The sequence below is a fragment of the Enterobacter sp. JBIWA003 genome (assembly GCF_019968825.1).
GTDB classification, from domain to species: domain Bacteria; phylum Pseudomonadota; class Gammaproteobacteria; order Enterobacterales; family Enterobacteriaceae; genus Enterobacter; species Enterobacter quasiroggenkampii.
The window spans coordinates 4,756,498-4,774,433 of record NZ_CP074170.1; the positions used below are offsets into that span (position 1 = coordinate 4,756,498).

11 protein-coding genes are annotated in these 17,936 nt (G+C 57.7%); 1 reads left to right on the forward strand and 10 read right to left on the reverse strand.

Annotation, left to right across the window (positions count from 1 at the left end):
• Positions 1 to 19: 19 nt before the first annotated feature.
• Positions 20 to 793, reverse strand: a complete 774-nt coding sequence (gene pdeH / locus KGP25_RS23125) for a cyclic-guanylate-specific phosphodiesterase (protein WP_045909060.1) — start codon at positions 791 to 793, stop codon at positions 20 to 22.
• 229 nt (positions 794 to 1,022) lie between these two features.
• Here pdeH and KGP25_RS23130 point away from each other — a divergent pair, with 229 nt between their 5' ends.
• A complete protein-coding gene (locus tag KGP25_RS23130) occupies positions 1,023 to 1,952 on the forward strand; it encodes a sugar kinase (RefSeq protein WP_223539669.1) in 930 nt (309 codons plus the stop codon).
• Between the two features lie 46 nt (positions 1,953 to 1,998).
• Here KGP25_RS23130 and KGP25_RS23135 read toward each other — a convergent pair whose 3' ends face one another.
• The 9 genes from KGP25_RS23135 to bcsR all read right to left on the reverse strand — a co-directional run bounded on the left by KGP25_RS23135 (position 1,999) and on the right by bcsR (position 17,864).
• Positions 1,999 to 3,492, reverse strand: coding sequence for a pitrilysin family protein (locus KGP25_RS23135; protein ID WP_048027805.1), 1,494 nt, complete (start codon positions 3,490 to 3,492; stop codon positions 1,999 to 2,001).
• 227 nt (positions 3,493 to 3,719) lie between these two features.
• Positions 3,720 to 5,006 (reverse strand): dicarboxylate/amino acid:cation symporter, encoded by a 1,287-nt coding sequence (locus tag KGP25_RS23140; protein ID WP_045909063.1) that lies wholly within the window; start codon positions 5,004 to 5,006, stop codon positions 3,720 to 3,722.
• Between the two features lie 159 nt (positions 5,007 to 5,165).
• Positions 5,166 to 7,172: a biofilm formation regulator HmsP gene (gene hmsP / locus KGP25_RS23145; RefSeq protein ID WP_048027807.1), complete on the reverse strand. Its 2,007-nt coding sequence runs from the start codon at positions 7,170 to 7,172 to the stop codon at positions 5,166 to 5,168.
• Positions 7,173 to 7,291: 119 nt separating this feature from the next.
• The gene (bcsC, locus tag KGP25_RS23150; protein WP_048027809.1) at positions 7,292 to 10,774 is read right to left on the reverse strand and encodes a cellulose synthase complex outer membrane protein BcsC; all 3,483 of its coding nucleotides are present in this window, start codon (positions 10,772 to 10,774) and stop codon (positions 7,292 to 7,294) included.
• The gene (gene bcsZ / locus KGP25_RS23155) at positions 10,756 to 11,862 is read right to left on the reverse strand and encodes a cellulose synthase complex periplasmic endoglucanase BcsZ (protein WP_126534911.1); all 1,107 of its coding nucleotides are present in this window, start codon (positions 11,860 to 11,862) and stop codon (positions 10,756 to 10,758) included. Before bcsZ ends, bcsC begins: the two co-directional genes overlap by 19 nt.
• Before the next feature lie 6 nt (positions 11,863 to 11,868).
• Entirely contained in the window at positions 11,869 to 14,289 is a 2,421-nt protein-coding gene (gene bcsB / locus KGP25_RS23160) for a cellulose biosynthesis cyclic di-GMP-binding regulatory protein BcsB (RefSeq protein ID WP_223539670.1), read from the reverse strand.
• A gap of 10 nt (positions 14,290 to 14,299) precedes the next feature.
• Positions 14,300 to 16,915, reverse strand: a complete 2,616-nt coding sequence (bcsA, locus tag KGP25_RS23165) for a UDP-forming cellulose synthase catalytic subunit (RefSeq protein ID WP_045909068.1) — start codon at positions 16,913 to 16,915, stop codon at positions 14,300 to 14,302.
• A complete protein-coding gene (bcsQ, locus tag KGP25_RS23170) occupies positions 16,912 to 17,664 on the reverse strand; it encodes a cellulose biosynthesis protein BcsQ (RefSeq protein ID WP_223539671.1) in 753 nt (250 codons plus the stop codon). The genes bcsA and bcsQ overlap by 4 nt, the downstream gene beginning before the upstream one ends.
• An 11-nt stretch (positions 17,665 to 17,675) precedes the next feature.
• The gene (bcsR, locus tag KGP25_RS23175; protein WP_008503237.1) at positions 17,676 to 17,864 is read right to left on the reverse strand and encodes a cellulose biosynthesis protein BcsR; all 189 of its coding nucleotides are present in this window, start codon (positions 17,862 to 17,864) and stop codon (positions 17,676 to 17,678) included.
• Between the last annotated feature and the right edge of the window lie 72 nt (positions 17,865 to 17,936).

The following is a 17,936-nucleotide window of genomic DNA, read 5'->3' on the forward strand; positions in this document are numbered from 1 at the left end:
ACAAAGGGAAGCGGGCTTATCAGAGGGTAGTTATCACGCTATCGAGGCGATCCATGGGTACCGGACGGGAGAGGAAATAGCCTTGCGCCGCCGCGGCAGGCGAGCTTTGCACATCACGCCACTCTTCCAGCGTTTCCACACCTTCAACAATCACGCCCTGGCAATAGCGGTTCATCAGCTGTAATAGCAGCGTAAACAGGTTCCGCCCTTCCGGGGTCTGACGCAGCATAATGAACAGATCGCGGGCCACTTTGATGTAGTCATAACGCACTTCACTCAGGGCCGAAAAGTTCGCCATGCCGGTGCCAAAATCATCCAGCCACAGCGGGCCGTATTCGCATATGGAGGCAAACGAGGAGTCCTGCGGCAGGCGGACATGCTCCACCAGCTCAAAGCGCACCCACGGCAGGGTGGCAATCAGCTCCTGCAATTTCGCGTTCTGACGCAGCGCCAGCAGAGTGGGACCATCAACATTCACGGAGGCGAGGATATCGTGCTGTTCGAAAAAGGGCTGCTTCGTTGCGAGCATATGGAGCTGCTCTTCCAGCACGTCCAGACGCTGGCGAACGGCAACTTCGGCAAAATAGCGATCCGGTGCGATGCGCTGGGTAGGGTTTGAGGGGTGCGTTACGACGGTCAAAATTTCAATGGCCATCAGTCGACCGTCTGTTCGGTATATCGGCTGATAAGTGTACGCACGCTCACATTGCAGCCAGTAGCGATGCTCCTGCAAGTTCTCAATACTTGCCTCAGGCGTGGTGCTCAGCCGCTGGATAACCTGCTCTGACTTCATTTCAGATGTCCTGTTGTTGGGATGGCCTTTCTGGACTCGTCACAGGATTATCGGCGCGACAATTGAGAACTTTATGTTCAATTCACCGGGAAAATGAAATTAAGATGACAGAAATGCGCAGGAACACGCGTTGGCTCAAATAAAATAATGGAACGTTGTTTTAATATAGTTGACCGGTTAATTCACTCAGCGCACACTGCTGTTAATTCTTCTGTTCAGGTTCACGATTATGTCTAAAAAAATTGCCGTGATTGGCGAATGCATGATTGAGCTGTCACAAAAAGGCGCGGAAGTGAGCCGCGGATTTGGTGGCGATACGTTAAACACGTCGGTTTATATTGCCCGTCAGGTTGCGCCTGAGGCGCTCACCGTGAACTATGTTACCGCTCTGGGCACGGACAGCTTCAGCCAGCAAATGCTGGAGGCCTGGCAGAGTGAACAGGTTGAAACATCGCTGATTCAGCGTATGGAAAACCGTCTGCCGGGGCTTTATTACATCGAAACCGACAGCACCGGCGAACGTACGTTTTATTACTGGCGTAACGAAGCTGCGGCCAAATTCTGGCTGGAGAGCGGGGCCGCCGAGGCCATCTGCCAGGCGCTGGCGACCTTCGACTATCTCTATCTGAGCGGGATCAGCCTGGCTATCCTCAGCCCGGCCAGCCGTGAAAAGCTGCTCTCGCTGCTGCGCACGTGTCGTGCCAACGGCGGTAAGGTTATTTTCGATAACAACTACCGCCCGCGCCTGTGGTCCAGCCGTGAAGAGACGCAGCAGGTCTATCAGCAGATGCTGCAATGCACCGACATCGCCTTCCTGACGCTCGACGATGAAGACGCCCTGTGGGGTGAGAAACCGGTAGAAGAGGTGATTGCACGTACGCAGGCGGCTGGCGTGCGTGAAGTGGTGATTAAGCGCGGTGCGGATTCGTGCCTGGTCGCGATTGCGGGTGAAGCGGTAGTTGAGGTCCCGGCGGTGAAGCTGGCCAAAGAGAAAGTGATTGATACCACGGCAGCGGGTGATTCATTCAGCGCGGGCTATCTGGCGGTACGCCTGACGGGTGGAACACCGGAAGCCGCGGCACAGCGTGGGCACCTGACGGCCAGCACCGTCATTCAGTATCGCGGGGCGATTATTCCGCGCGAAGCGATGCCTGTTTAAGCCCTCACCTTAACCCTCTCCCACAGGGAGAGGGAATGTTTCCCCATTACTGTCCTTGCGGGATATCCGTCGCGTCCTGATGTAAATCATCAGCCGTCGCGGACTGCGTTGGCTGCGGCGCGGTGGCCATGATGGAATCCCAGGTCGTCTGAAGTTCCTTCATGTCATACTCCGGCTCGCCCTTCGGTTGCAGGAGAATCAACGCCATCTCCTGCGACAGCTGCTGGCGGAGCTCCTGGTTGAGCATATCGACGGTCAGACCGCTCAGGAAGTCCTGACGAAGCTTCTGGTACTGTTCCGGCGCAATGTCCACCACCTGGTTCTGCAGGGAGCGAATACGCTGGCTGATCAGAATGTCGGTATCGGCGCGCGCGTAGGTCGCGAACAGCTTCTGCAGCTCGAGTTTTTTCTGCGCCACAAGCGCGTTGAACTCCTCTTCAGAGAGCCCCTCTTTACGCACTTTTGCCAGCTCTTTCGCCACGACGCCCAGATTGGCATTCAGCTTATCGCCCGGCGATTCAACGTTAATGGCGCATTGCGCACGCTGGAACAGCACGCGGCAGTCAAAGCCAAGGCCGATATTCTTCACGTTGTTCTTACTGAGCGTCTGCTGAACATGCCAGAACAGCGCTTCACGCGCCAGGTCGGCACGCCAGTAGCGCAACAGCGCCGCGGACTCACGGATGGGCTGCCAGGCGTTATCCCACATCACGGAGAGTCGGTCCTGACGCACGGTGTCCGTCATAATGCTGACAGGCTCTGCCCGCAGCGGGGAGAGTGTTGGAACAGGGGCAGGCGATTCACGCTTGCCTTTCAGATCGCCAAACGCTTTGTTGATCTGCTCTACCACCGCGCGGCTGTCCACGTTACCCACCACGATCAGCGTCATCGCGTCCGGGGTGTACCATTTCTGATAGAACGTTTTCACCTGCTCAGCATCCACCGGCTGTTTCAGCGGTTCGGCCGGGTCATGCCCCAGTAACGTCGAGCCTTTCAGGCGGTAACGCCACCAGCCCTCTTTGGTATCTCCAGGCCAGGTCGCCACCATGTCGCTGTTGCTCAACGCATAGTTGACGGTATCCGGCGTAATCGCCAGATTGCCAGAGGCATCGGAGAGATACGTCAGGGCTTCTTTAAGCAGATCGTTGCGGTTATTAGGCAGGCTCAGGTTAAACATGGTGTAGTCATACGAGACCACCGCCGGCGGGAGTGGGCGTTTTGGATCGATGGCCTGTTGCCAGAGCGAACGCACCTGAACCGCTTGCAGGCTGCCGCTCTGAGTGAGCGCCAGCCGGGGAATAAAGTGGCTGAAACCGGTTTGCTGGGTGCTTTCCGTGAGGGAACCGGTATTAACAGACAGACGGATTTCAATACGGTCACTGGGACGTTGCGGCGTGGCTAACACCTGCCACTGAAAACCGTTCGCTAATGTCCCTTGTTGCCAGGCCGGGTCTGGCTGGAGCGCATCTGCCTGCACATAACTGGCTGCTGCCATCATCAGCAAACCGCCGGTTAAGAGTCGAATTTTTGTGCCCTGCATGTGAACCCCTGATCAACATTCCTGGTTAAAAAAGAGTGCCTCGCGACGCGCTTCACTCTTAAAGATGACGATGAAAACACGTCGATTAGACCGCGCGTTCGGCAAAACGTCACGGTCCGAAGTGAAATATACCCAAAAAAAATCTTGTCGAATTATGACAGGTATGAACAGTTATTATGCGCAGGAGCCCGCATCCCCACAAGGGAATACGGGCATTTGTGACAAGATTAAGAGGATAAGCCAGGATTTTTGCTGTCAGTTGAACGATTATTCAGAGTATCGTCGAGCTTTTTGTGATCCAGCTCTTTCACCCATTTCGCCACCACCACCGTTGCCACGCCGTTACCCACCAGGTTGGTTAGCGCACGGGCCTCAGACATGAAGCGGTCAATCCCCAGAATCAACGCCAGACCCGCCACCGGCAGGTGACCCACAGCAGAAATGGTGGCGGCCAGCACGATAAAGCCGCTGCCCGTCACGCCTGCCGCGCCTTTAGAGGAGAGCAGGAGCACCACCAGCAGGGTAATCTGATGGAAAATATCCATATGGCTGTTGGTCGCCTGCGCGATAAACACCGCCGCCATCGTCAGGTATATCGAGGTGCCATCCAGGTTGAAGGAGTAGCCCGTCGGGATCACCAGCCCGACCACCGATTTACGACACCCGAGTTTCTCCATCTTATCGAGCATGCGCGGCAGCGCCGATTCTGACGAGGAGGTTCCCAGAACAATCAGCAGCTCTTCGCGGATGTAACGGATAAATTTGAAGATGCTGAAACCGGTCGCACGGGCGATGGAGCCCAGCACCACCACCACGAAAAGAATACAGGTGATATAGAAGCAGATAATCAGCTGACCCAGCTGGACCAGCGTACCGACGCCATACTTACCGATGGTGAAGGCCATCGCACCGAAGGCACCGATGGGCGCCAGGCGCATGATCATATTGATGATGCCGAAGATGACCTGCGAGAAGCTTTCGATCACGTTAAAGATAAGCTGACCTTTGCTGCCCAGACGGTGCAGGGCAAAGCCAAACATCACGGCGAACAGCAGCACCTGGAGGATGTTTCCGCTGGCGAACGCGCCAATGACGCTGCCAGGAATGACGTCCAGCAGGAAGGCGACCACGCCCTGATCCTTCGCCTGCTCGGCATAGACCGCAACCGCTTTAGCATCCAGCGTCGCTGGATCGACGTTCATCCCCGCGCCTGGCTGCACCACGTTGACGATGATCAGACCGATAATCAGCGCAAGGGTACTGACCACTTCAAAATAGAGAAGCGCCACTGCACCGGTACGACCGACCGCCTTCATGCTTTCCATGCCAGCAATGCCCGTGACGACCGTACAGAAGATCACCGGCGCGATGACCATTTTAATGAGCTTAACGAACGCGTCGCCAAGCGGTTTCATTTGCGCGCCCAGTTCAGGGTAATAGTGACCCAGCAGAATACCGATGGCGATGGCTGTCAGGACCTGGAAATAAAGACTTTTGAAGAGTGAGGTTTTCATAAGGTGTCCTTGGGAAGAAAAACCACAGGCTTTGTAAGGTTATGGTTAACCTGCGGCTTTAAAATAACACCCACATAACAGGACAGAAATAAACTCAGTTCAAATTTGAAACACAAATGTTAAGAACTTTGAGCTGGCTCGCACAAGCCAGCAACAAAATTACGCTTTTGCGTGGTGATCGGCGCCAGAAAGGTATCGTTCTTCAAAGACATCCGAAGGGACTGCAGGGGCAAACAGGAAGCCTTGCCCGCTCTCCACGCCCGCCTCTGCCAGCCAGGCGCGTTGCGCGTCGGTTTCAATCCCCTCGGCAATAAGGTGCAGGTTGAGGCTACGCGCCATCTGGATAATCGCCTGCACCATGCTGCTGTCGCCCGGAAGTCCGTCGACAAACGCTTTGTCAATTTTGAGCACATCTACCGGAAGGGTCTTCATGTGCTGAAGCTGACGCAGCCCGGCGTACCCCATGCCAAAATCGTCCAGGGCAATACGAATACCGGCATTACGCAGCGGCTTGAGAATCGCGACCGCCTCATTGGGATCGTCGATGCGTCGGCTCTCCGTCACTTCCAGGGTTAACGTATCAGGCTTGATGCGGTAACGATGGATCAGCTCCAGCATCTCTGAAACCATGGTCGGGTGCATAAGCTGCAGGGCAGACAGGTTGACCGACAGCGGCAGCGTCACGCCACGCTCCTGCCAGGCGGCAAGCTGACGGCAGCACTCCTCCAGCACCCAGTAGCCAACGGTAACCATCAGGCCACAGGACTCGATGCGCTCAATCAGCCCTTCCGGCAGCTCCCATGAGCCATCCGGCTGCTGCAGACGCAGCAGGGCCTCGGCGCTTTTCACCTCTCCCGTCTGCAGGTCCACCTGCGGCTGCAGCCAGAGGGCAAACTGGCGGTTATCCAGCGCGGTCAGGATGTCGCTCTCTTCCGTCAGGCGCTGCTGCGCCTTTTCCATCTGCGCCGGGTCGAAGAACTGGATCTGGTTTTTGCCTTTGCGCCGGGCGGTAAAGGCCGCCGAGAAGGCGCGGCGATAAAGCTGTTCCGCGGTCAGATCGCCATAGAACATGGCAATCCCGATACTGGCGCTCGGGCGAAGCTGGATACCCTGAATCGGTAGCCGCTCATTAATGACAGTGAGTACTTGCTGACCTAACGTAATCGCATGCCAGGGCTCTTTGACGCCGTTGGCAATCACCACCAGGTCATAACCGCTGACCTGAGTCAGCACCATGCGCGGGGCAAGGACAGATTTGATCTTTTCCACCAGGGTGAGCAGCAGCATTTCGCGCTGGCTCTCCTGAAGCACGCCAGCCGTGTCCTGCAGGGTTTCGCAGGCAATGACCATCAGCGCGGTGGTTTGCTGGCGCTCAACGGTTTGCTCCAGCATCGCCATCAGGAAGGCTTTATTGGGGAGCTCCGATACCGGAAAACGGGTAGCGCTACTGTTCAGTTCATCCTGCTGACGCTGGATGCGCTGCTGGTTGAGGTTATAGCTGCGCACCAGCATGCCGATCTCATCGTCATGATGCAGACGCGGCAGCTCAAGCTGGTGTCCCATCTGATCCTGCGGGGCGAGCGTGTTCAGCTCGCGGGCGATACGGCGCAGGGGATGGACAATCAGCCGGTTGATGCACCAGGTGAGCGCCACGCTGAGAATAAGCGTCATAAGTAAGCAAGTGGTCACCAACGTAACCACCCAACTCATGACGAATTTATACATGCGGTAGGAGTCAGCCTGTAACACCAGGTAGGCCAGCGGCTGAGGATTCGCAGGGCGTTCAAGCGAATAGACGGGAAGCGAAATTTGCACCGGCAGTTCAAACAGGCGCATCACCATCATCGGGACGGGACGTTCCGGGATAAAGCTCATCCGCAGCGCCTGAAACTGGTTGGGGAGCACGACGTCCGCCCGGCTCACAACACCAGCTGGCTGAATGCGTTTCAGTATGGTTTCCGCCTCGGGGATATCCCCTTTCAGGATGGAGGCAGACAACGGGCCGCGTACCGAGCGGGCGATGCTTTCTAATTGCGAAGCCGTGTTATAGCGATTCTGCTGTACGGAATGAAACAGCAAAATGACGCAGAAGAGCAGGACAAACAGCATGGTGACGGCAGAGACCATCGCCATCTGTTTGATTGTTAAGGAACGGCTGACACGCAAAATGACTCTCCACAAAACTCGAAGCGCAGGGCGCGCCAGGGTGTAAACCTGGCGCGCCTGAGTATACCCGATTGCCGCGCTATTAAGAGAGACTTACAAATGGATTAAGGAAAATCCGATTACCAGTCCGCGTAAGGGATAAGCGGCTGCGGCGGTAAGTCCATATCGCCCTGCCAGCCTGCAGCAGAGTAGCGCACATAGATCAGCGCGTGGCTTGGGGTATAGTCTTTCGCTTGCTGGATATCCACGCCCATGCCGACAAACCAGTTGGACGTGACCCGCCGCTCGATTATGGCCCGTGCGGTATAACCCGTACCGGAAGAACTGCTGCCGGTTTCCATCGCGCCCCGGTCGGTATAGCGGTCTGGCTCATCGGTCGGGATCAGATTCTGAATCGGGTAGCGCAACTCGTCTTTGGTTTTAGAGTGGGACCAGGAGACCGAGCCCCCCAGCTCCCAGGACCAGTTTTCCGTGCGCTTACGCCATGTCACCGGCAAGGCGAAGGAGACATACTCCTGCGGGCTGTAATAGCCGCCCTGGCCCAGGGTATAACCGCTCAGGTCTTTGTCGTAGTGCCAGAGCATGTTGGACACGCCGACCGTCAGGCGCTCGTTGTTTTTATTAATGAGCTTGTAGTAGTAACCCGTCATCCAGCGGACGCGCCAGTTATCCTCCACATTTTTACCCGTCAGCGTTTCCGCGTTCAGGCTTGACCAGACGCCGTTCGCTTCCCCTTTGTCATAGCTCATACTTACGCCGCCACCGGTGGCGCGTACACCGCCCCAGGTGGTGCCGGTATTGGTATCTTTTTGCCCGCCGAAGGCCAGCAGAGAGCTGGAGATTGGCCGACGATGTGCGTTAACGGTATAGCCGATGGGCCCCAAATCGCTGCTGTAGCTGATGCCGCCCACCACGTCGACGACGTCAAAGCCCATTGGCGTGGTGCCAATATCCATCGCCCAGGTTTTATTCTGCCAGCCGACGGCAACGCTCGCGCCATTGTCTGACTGATGGGTGTTCCCGCTACACGGCGTTTCGTAGCAGGTTCCCCATTTAGGATCGTAAGTCCCGTTCCTGGTATCAAATGACCCGGCATCCATATTGACCAGATCGCTTCTGAAGAACATGCGCCCATCAGAGAGCGGCGCATCCACCTGGAGCATGGTGGTATGCGCTTTCAGATCGGAATAACCGCCCGTACCGCTGGAGCCCCAGTAATCGTGCTGCAGCGTGACGTTAACATCCTGCTGACGGTACAACTCACCGGCATCACTGCGCACGCCGCGCTTCAGCCAGTCGTCTTTTTCATCGTTACGCGTCAGACGGGTGAAACTGTCGTTGTCAGCCGGACGCGTCGTGGTGATACCCGTCGATACCATCGCATCTTTGTAGGTTTCCAGCGCCTGCTGAGGCTGGCCGTTCTGCGCCTGGAAACGTGCGGCATCACGCAGCACCAGCGCGTTTTCCATAGAGCCAGGCTGCGATTTAGCCTGCGGAATAATTTTATTGAAGGTCTGCTCTGCGGCAGCGGCATCGCCCAGACCCGCCTGCGCCATCGCGATGCGGCGCTGCATATTGAGCGACAGCGGCTGGCCGTTTTGCGCGGCGGGCAGCTTCGCCAGCTCCGCGCGCGCGGCATCTTTGTTACCCTGCGCGCTGTAAATCTCGGTCAGGCCGAGGAGCGCGTCTTCATTCTGCGGCTCACGCTGCAGGACGGCGTTGTACGTCGTTTTCGCCGAGTCCAGATCGCCACGCTGCTGTGCCCAGTCCGCCAGCGTGAGGTCGATACGGGTGGAGGTCGGCTGCTGGCGAAGGAGATTCTCTGCGTCCTGCTCTTTGCCGCTGTCGCGCAGGCGGTTGGCGGTTTCCAGCACCTGGTTGCTTTGCAGGCGGTCGGCAAGCTCCTGAATATTGCCGTTCCACTGGCTGCGCGGTAGCGTCTCCAGATGCGCCAGCGCGGCCCGGTCCTGATCGTTTCCGGAAAGGTAGAGCCCGTTAGCATAAACCTGATCCGGGTCGGACGGTTTCTGGTGGGCAAGCTGACGCATCAGGGTGTCCGCCTGGCTGCGCTGACCCGCGCTGTAGAGATCGCGCGAAAGACGATAGGTTATCCACACGTCGCCGGGAGAGAGCGCCAGACGACGACGCTGAATGTCTGCTGCCTGCGCGTATTTCCCCTGGTTCTCAAGCTGTTCGGCCTGGGCGGAGAGCTGTTCGTTGGTCAGGCTACGTTCAATGTCGTCTATGCTACGGCGCTGGCTGGCGGAGAGAGACTGGATAAACTGCGAAGCCTTCTCCGGCGACTGCGCGCGGTAAATATTGGCCAGGCCGCGAACCGCATTGCTGTTGCCGCTGTCCATCCGCAGCGCCTGGCGATAGTAACGCTCCGCCGCGTCGTTATCTTTACGCGCCGCGGCGGCGTCGCCCAGCCCCAGCACGGCATAGCTGTCGGTATTGTCGGTATTGCGTGCCTGCTGATAGTAACGCTCTGCCTGCGCCGGGTTATTCGCCTTCAGCGCCGCATCACCCTGCTGGATCAGCAGCCAGTAGCGGTTAACCTTCAGAAGACTGTCCCATTTACCCCGATTATCGCTCTGGGGATCGAGGGCAATCGCCTTTTCAAACTGTGCCACCGCGCGGGCGCGGTCGCCCTTCTGGGAATACGCCTGTCCAAGGGCGCCCACCGCTTCACTGTCGGCATGGTTGGCGCTAACGGCTTTTTGCAGCTCCGCCACCGCCTTACTTCCCTGCCCGGCATCCACCGCCGCCAGCCCTTCGGCTTTCGCGCGGAACGCCGGATCGGCGAGCTGTTTTTGCTGCGCTTCAAGCTGGGCACGCGCCGCCGCGACGCTATCCCCGTCGCTGAATACGCTCAGGTATTTTTGCAGCGCGCTGACGCTGGCGCTGCTGGCAGGCTGGTCTTTGATTTGGTCATACCACATATCAGACGCCTGGCTGCGGCCATTGGTGGATTTGGCCATCTCCTGCAATACCGCAAAGGCTTCATCACGACGTCCGCTCTGGAACAGAAGCTGGGACAGCGTCGCCTGCAGCTGCGTATTTCCGGGACTGCTGCTGTTTATTTTCTTGAGCTGGTTAATGGCCGCGCCGCGGCGAGCAGGATCTTTTGCCACGACGTTCCAGTATTCCGTCGCCACGTCGCCACCCGGCGGGTTGCCGTCAAACAGCTTGTCATAGGCGGCAATCGCCTCCTGCGTGTGCCCCGTAGTGGCGAGCAGTCGCGCCTGCTGGAGCTGCTGGCGGCCATCCGGAGTAGAAAGTAGCATCGTGTTGCGTGATGACTGGTACGCACTCGAACCCGGCGCAATCCCTTTCAGACGATCCAGCTCTTTTTGCGCGCCGGCGTTATCGCCCTGACGCAGCAGGTAGCGAAAGCGTGCGGCAATCACGTCAGGGTTGTTCGGGTCAATCAGCTCAAGGCGATAGAGCGACTGACGAACCAAATCCTCACGCTGTGTCGATTCGCCCAGCCTCACCTGCTCCAGCAGCTGTTTTTGCTGCGGAGAGTTAGCGGCCTGGGCCCACGGCATAAGCGCCAGGCCAAGCGATAAACTGAGTAGATTTACTGTGAACTTGCGCATTCCTGGCCCCAATCCGGTATTAATTCACCTTTTGCGGTGAAGCGAAAACGATGCTGATCCCATCCTTGCCCAAAAAGCGTCAGCACGTAGCTGTAATAGGCATTGTTATCGGGAAAATGGTCCGCAACGCGCTGGCGCTGAATCGCCTGGGCATCACGTTGTTGTAAAAACGGCAGCATAGCGGCAGAGAACCCGACCGGGCCGTCGCCGGTGCGTTTCCCCGTCGCCACATCCACTTTCTCCGGCGGCACACCCCGTTTCATGGTCTTTGCCGCCATCGGCTGGAAGCGCGTCAGCAACCGGGCTTTCTGAGGATCGTTATCACTCATCATGCCCACCCAGAGATACACGCGGATGGCGTCGTAGCCGCCCACCAGCGCTTTCTCCTGCTGTAACCGCCAGCCTCTGTTTTTCTGATACTGCACCCAGTCCGGCGAAAAGCCTTTCGGCGCACTCTCCAGCAGCAGGCGCAGATTGGTTTCACGAAGCTGGGTCCACGGGGAGCCAAAGCGCGTGAAATAAGCCGCTAGCTGCGGAGGAAGATAGCTGGGGTTAAAGCGCCAGGCGTGTTCATCGGCAAAGCCGACTTTGCCGGGAAGCAGCATTGCGCCAAGCCCCGGGACTTTCACCACCTCCTCGCTGACAATGCGTTTCAGCAGCGCTTTACCCATGCGGGTATAGTCCGGATGCTTCCACAGCCGACCCGCTTCGAGCAGTGACCAGGCGATCCAGACATCGGCGTCAGAGGCGGAGTTGGTATCAATCACCGCCCACGTCTCTTTATCTTTCTGCCCCCATAGCCAGGCAGGCAGATGGTCGTTGAGATCGCCGCTGGCAAGATTATCGCGCGTCCACGTCAGCAGCTGGTCAAAGGCCTGGCGATCGTTCGCCGCCAGGGCAAAGAACAGGGCGTAGCTTTGCCCTTCCGAGGTCGTAATTTTGCGCGTGTCACTGGGGTCAATGACACGCCCGCCCTCACTGATGTAGTCCTTTTTAAACTGCTCCCAGGCAGGCCAGGTACAGGCGGCGCGAAGAGGAAGCGCCGCCAGCATCACCGCTGCTAATACACACCAGCGAAAGGCTTTCATCACATCTTACTCATCCGGGTTCAGACGACGACGGCTGATGATTCGCAGCAGACGCCACAGCACCCATGCCAGCAAGACCACGCTAACCGCAGCCAGGATAGCGAGCAGAACCGGATGGTTAGCCAGCGCATACCACAGGCGTTCAAACCACGGCAGATGGCCTACGTAGTACACATCGCCCACGCGCAGGCTATTGACGCCGGACTCACGGATCACCGACACGGAACCAAACATCGCGGCACGTTTACCGCTGTCGTTCATGGCCGTATTGAGCAGTTCATACCCGCGCGGGCTGTCCGCGAGGAGAGCCACCACGCTACGCTGTTCGTTGTAAGGTGACTGGAAGCCCACCACCGCAGCCATTGCCCCCTGAGACGTTATCGTCGTCTGCGCGCTGGCCTGACGGTCGTTCACATCCGGCATAATGCTCGGGAATTCGGTCTGGCGCAGCGGCGTGTTAACCCAGGACTGGGCCGCTTTCACCAGCAGATCGATACGTTTGTCATCCTTCAGCTTATCCGGAATGGTACCGATCACCATGATGTCAGCGTCTTTGTTCTGAATCTGGCTGCCATCGTCCGTCAACGTGACGTTAATTGCCGGTAATCCTGTTTGTCCGCCAACGGTCGCCATGGCGTCCAGCAGGGTCGTGACCTGACTTTCGTTTGGCGCTTTCGGCATCACCACAATGGACTCAGAGAGATCGGCCATGCGGCTGAACGGGAAGCCCGCGTTAGCAAACGCGCGCAGGTCCGGCATCGCCAGGAAGTGATAGTACTTCGAGAAGTCGATGGTCGACTCATCGCCAATCACCACGTGGTTCTGCACCGGCTGGAAGGTGATGCAGTTTTCCGCCGAGCCGCCAGGCATCGGGTTCATGTACTGGAAATCAAAGCGCAGCTGGTTTATCGCGCCCAGCTTCAGTGCCGGGATGGAGACATCCGTTTTACCGTCCAGCAGCCCCTGCAGCACCGGCAGGCGAAGCATCAGGCGGTTCGTATCCTGCGTGCTTTGCAGGCTGAAGGATTGCAGGAACTGGTTGTTCAGGCTGATATCCATGCGCGAGCTGTCTTTGGTGGCTGGCGCGGTATAGCGGTAGTTCAGATTGATATCAATGCCGTTGGTGCGCAGCAGGTAGAGATCCGGCGGCAGATTCAGCGACAGGCTAATCGGCGCGGGCTCAAGCCCCGTCGCCTGCAGCTGTTCTTCATAGGTTTTCAGCTCGCCAAAGGTGACCGCACGGTCAGTACGCACCCAGTTTGGCGCATCGTAAGGTTTACGCGCCAGCAGCGGCTTGACCTCATCTATCACCACGCTGTTGCCACGGAACAGGACGTTGCCCTGGGCAATGGCTTTTGCTGCCTGCACCAGATCTTTATCATCACGACCAAAGACCACCAGCAGCTTCACGTACGGGTTTTCCGGGTGGCTTATCATCTCAACGGTCGGCGCGTTGACGTCCGGATGATCGCGCAGGAAAGCCGGGCGTTTCGCGTTGGTGGCAAACACAATGGCATTTCTGTCCGGCAGCTTGTCATACATCGCCGGGAAGCTCTGGCCGCGCCAGCCCGCGCGTGAACCAAACCAGGACGCCACAATGGTGGCCGCCAGCTGCTCGGTCACGTCCGGGGAAGAGGCAAACACCATCGGCAGCGTGAGCGAACGGTTATCACGCGGATCGAAGAACGGAACCGGGAAGGCTGAGAGATCGTTTTTCAGCGCCAGCGACTGGTAGGTCATCTGCAGCGAGGAGTTACGCCCGACGTCCATCCACAGCGTGTTGCTGGCCGGGTTTTCGCAGACATCGCGGTAGTGACCGACAAATTCCAGGCGAATACGGTTAAAGTCGGTGATGAACAGCGGGTTGATCGGCACCTGAGCCTGCGTTTTCTTGCCGAGCTGCTCTTTGGTGACCGGCAGAACGTCCATCAGCTCGTCATTCAGATAGACCTTCAGCTGAGACTGGGTCGGCAGCAGCGACGGTGACGGCGTGTATTCAAGGTTTAGCACCGCATTAGAGACAACCTCATCGCTGCGCATGCCAAATTCAATGCCGCCGTTAGGGTTGATGCCGCGCAGCACCATGCTGCCCGGAGGCGGCGCAATTTGCGCGAAGGTCAGCTTCACGTCACGCGACGGCGCATTGTCCGCAACGACGGGCGCATTCGCCCCGCGGACGCCCGGCATGACCTGCCCGATGACCTGGCCGTCTGCCGGCAGGGTATTCCCCTCCGTTGGCTGGTTCGGCAGGATGTTTTCCGTTTGACCGGGTGCCGCGGTGACAACCGGATCGGTTGCTTGCGCGACGACAGGTACGGTTGGCGCAGGCGTTGCCGCTGCGTTACCCGGGGCCGCGTTAGCCATTGTTGCGGGGAGCGCATTTATCCCCATTGCCACTGCACATAACCAGGAAAGTTTTGTTTTCATCGCGTTATCATCATTGTTGAGCCATAACCGGGTCCGCCTGCTTCGCCTCATCCCGCTCAGGACGACGAGGAATGAACGACACGACCCAGGAAACCAGCGAAGTAAGTGACCGGAAAATTAATTTCACCGACGACGGGGCAAATTCTGCAAGGTGACGATAGCCACGGAACCCCAGCTTCAGAATATCCAGCAGGCTTTCCAGAGGTTTATCTTCCGGGAAGCTGTCCTGCCAGAGAGCCCACGTATCCGCGCGGGCAAACGTACACTGCACAAAATCGATATGTTGCTTTTTGGTCAACGGCATCAGTTGCAGGCCGACTTCATTGCCCACCACGCGAACGACCTGCGTGGGGAAGACATACTCCTGCTGACCGCGCTTAAGCAGCAGGTTAACTTTCTGCCCTTCCAGCACCTTCGCCTGGCCGTTGATTTTGATCCCCAGACCGCCGTCAGAGAAGTCGTGCACGGTACAGGAGAAGAGATGGCCATCTTCACGGGCAATCGCCGCTGGCATGCAGATTTCCACGCGATGTGCGCGACGAACCTGTTTACTCTCCACCGACACCGCCACCGCGCCGCCGAGGATAATCAGGTTGTAGAAGACCCAGGCCATACTGACGAAGACGGTCAGGATTTCGTTTTCCGGACCGTAGAAGTAGCGCCAGATACCCGCAATGACGCCCACGATATTCAGCAGCACCAGGAAGATATACGGCCGGGAGATCACCCAGTCGACGTACTCCTCCTCCACCAGCCCGCCCTTCGCGGTGACGTTGAATTTACCTTTGTGCGGGTTAATCAGCGCCACCATCGTCGGCGGCGCGATGTACCAGGCCAGCACCGTTTCGTAGATTTCACTCCAGAAGGAGTGGCGGTATTTACCCTGTATCTTCGAGTTCGTCAGGCTCGCGTGGATCATGTGCGGCAGAACGAACAGCGCAATCATCAGCGCCGGGGCGTAGATGATATAAGCGTGAAGGAGCAGGAACGCCAGCGGCGCGGTCAGGAAGATCAGCCGCGGAATGCCGGACAAGAAGTGGAACATGGCGTTGACGTAGCAGAGACGCTGCGCCAGCTTGAGCCCTTTCCCAATCAGGGGGTTATCGAGACGGAAAATCTGCACCATGCCGCGCGCCCAGCGAATACGCTGGCCAATGTGCGCCGACAGTGACTCCGTTGCGAGGCCAGCTGCCTGCGGGATGCGCATATAGGCTGAGGTATAGCCACGACGGTGCAGGCGCAGCGAGGTGTGCGCATCCTCGGTGACCGTTTCGACGGCGATACCACCAATTTCGTCCAGCGGTTTACGGCGGATAACCGCGCATGAGCCGCAGAAGAAGGTGGCGTCCCACATGTCGTTTCCGTCCTGTACCAGCCCATAGAACAGCGTGCCTTCGTTCGGGGTTTTGCGGAAGCGGCCAAGGTTACGTTCAAACGGGTCCGGCGAGAAGAAGTGGTGCGGCGTCTGCATCATCGCCAGCTCTTTCTCCTTCAGGAACCAGCCCATGGTCATCTGCAGGAACGAGCGCGTCGGCACGTGGTCGCAGTCAAAAATCGAAACAAACTCCCCGGTGGCATACTTCAACGCGTTGTTGATGTTCCCCGCCTTAGCGTGTTCATGCGTCGGACGGGCGATGTATTCGACGCCGACCTCCTCCGCGAACTGGCGGAACGCCGGACGGTTGCCGTCATCCAGGATCCAGACCTTAAGCTTATCTTTCGGCCAGTCGATGCCCAGCGCGGCATAGATGGTGTTCTTCACCACGCTCAGGTCTTCGTTGTAGGTCGGCACGAAGAGATCGACGGTTGGCCACTGGGTCGTATCCTTTGGCAGCGGAACCGGCTGACGGTTGAGCGGCCAAATCACCTGGAAATAGCCCAGCACCAGCACAATCCAGGCATAGGTTTCAGCAAACAGCAGCACCAGGCCGCACACCAGACTCACCGGGTCGTCCCAGTTCAGCGTCGAGGTATAACGCCACCAGATGTAGCGGCAGGAGACGGTCAGCGACAACACGATCAGCATCAGCGCCGAGAAGCGGCCCGGAATTCGGCGCACCAGCAGCGCCACGCCCCACAGCAGGATCAGGAAGGTGAACTGCGCCAGAGGGTTGAAAGGCTGCGTAATACAGACCAGCGCCAGAATGAGCGAGAACACAACGATCACGCCGAGGATAAAACGCCGCAAGCCCGGGTGGAGATGCCCGAGCTCTTTGTGGTTATCCAGATGGCTGGTCTTATCGCTGACGCTGTTGGGGAGCCTGTCCAGCCACTGATGGTAGCGTTCACGTAACTGCTGCACGCGGGAGAAGCTCCGCCAGTGCGGCGTTTTTATCTCCGCGCGGGATGAGGTCGCCACCAGCCAGATGGCCTGAATGAGATAACGCGCCGGATCCAGTGGACGCGGCCGGTCAGGATTAATGTGCGGATACAGTTCACTGTGCCGGGCACGTATGCGCTGCCAGCGCGGGTGTTCGAGTGGAATAAACATCCAGGCCAGAATCATCCAGAAACAGCCGAGCGCGGCGCTGAATGCCGACGCGCCGTGACGGCGAAAATGCCGGTAATGTTCGCTCAAACGCGAACTGACCGGTGGGATGAGTAACCAGCTGGCGAGACGACTCATACATCACTCCCTGCATGCTCCGCCCGGTTGGCGAAGTTCAGCAGACACCAGTTTGCCAGCGTCAGGATCTCTTCTGCCGCCAGTGAATCGCTGCGGTATTCGCCGAGCGGTTGCTTCGACGCAAGGCATTCCGCCATGCCCTCATCACGATGGATGACAATGGGAAGCAGGCGGCGCTGGCTCTGCAGCCAGACCTGATACAGATCGTCCTGGATCTGGCTGCCTATGCGCAAATCGTTAATCAGGATATGGCCATTCTGAGGTAGCCCCTGCTGATGCAGGCGGATATGGCAGTTCGCATCGACGTTAACGATCGAGAGGACATGATCGCACTGCGCGATAAGCTGTCGGGTCAGCGTGCCGGCACCGTGCGGCAGATCCAGCAGGATCCACTTGTAGTGTCCCTTTTCCTTCAGGCTCTGCAGCGCCAGCGTAAATTGCGAAAACAGGCGCTGGTAGGCGGCTTCATTCTCGCGTTCCGTGGTGGTCAGTTGACCAAACGGCAGCAGGTCAAGAAGGTAGGTATAGCGCAAACCTGCATCCTGCCAGTCTTTATCGTCAAGCAGCGCGCGGGCCCAGCCCTCTTCGCGAGTAAAGTCGACGTTAAACGACATACGCAGTAAATTATCGGCGCAGGCGTCAATAACCAGCACCGATTCACCTAAAAGCTGTAATGACCACGCCAGTGCCGCGGTAACAGATGTGGTACCCACACCCCCACGGACACCCTGTAATCCGAGTATGGCCATCAATGGCTCCCTTATTGTTGATGGGCGAATTCAGCTAATAACGGCCAGCGTTTAATAGCCGCGGCCAACTGTTCCCGCTGGGAAATATCGGTGTAATCTATTTCAGGTAAAGAAAAGGCCTGCGTCAGCGCCAGAAAATCGTTTTGGAATGTGTAACCCAGGGTCGAGTCGACTGGGGTACCGGGTTCATTATTATCCATTCTTTTTCCATCCCTTTAAGGAAAATCGCACGCTAAAGAAGTTGCGGGGCTTCCTGCCCTGACAAATTTCAT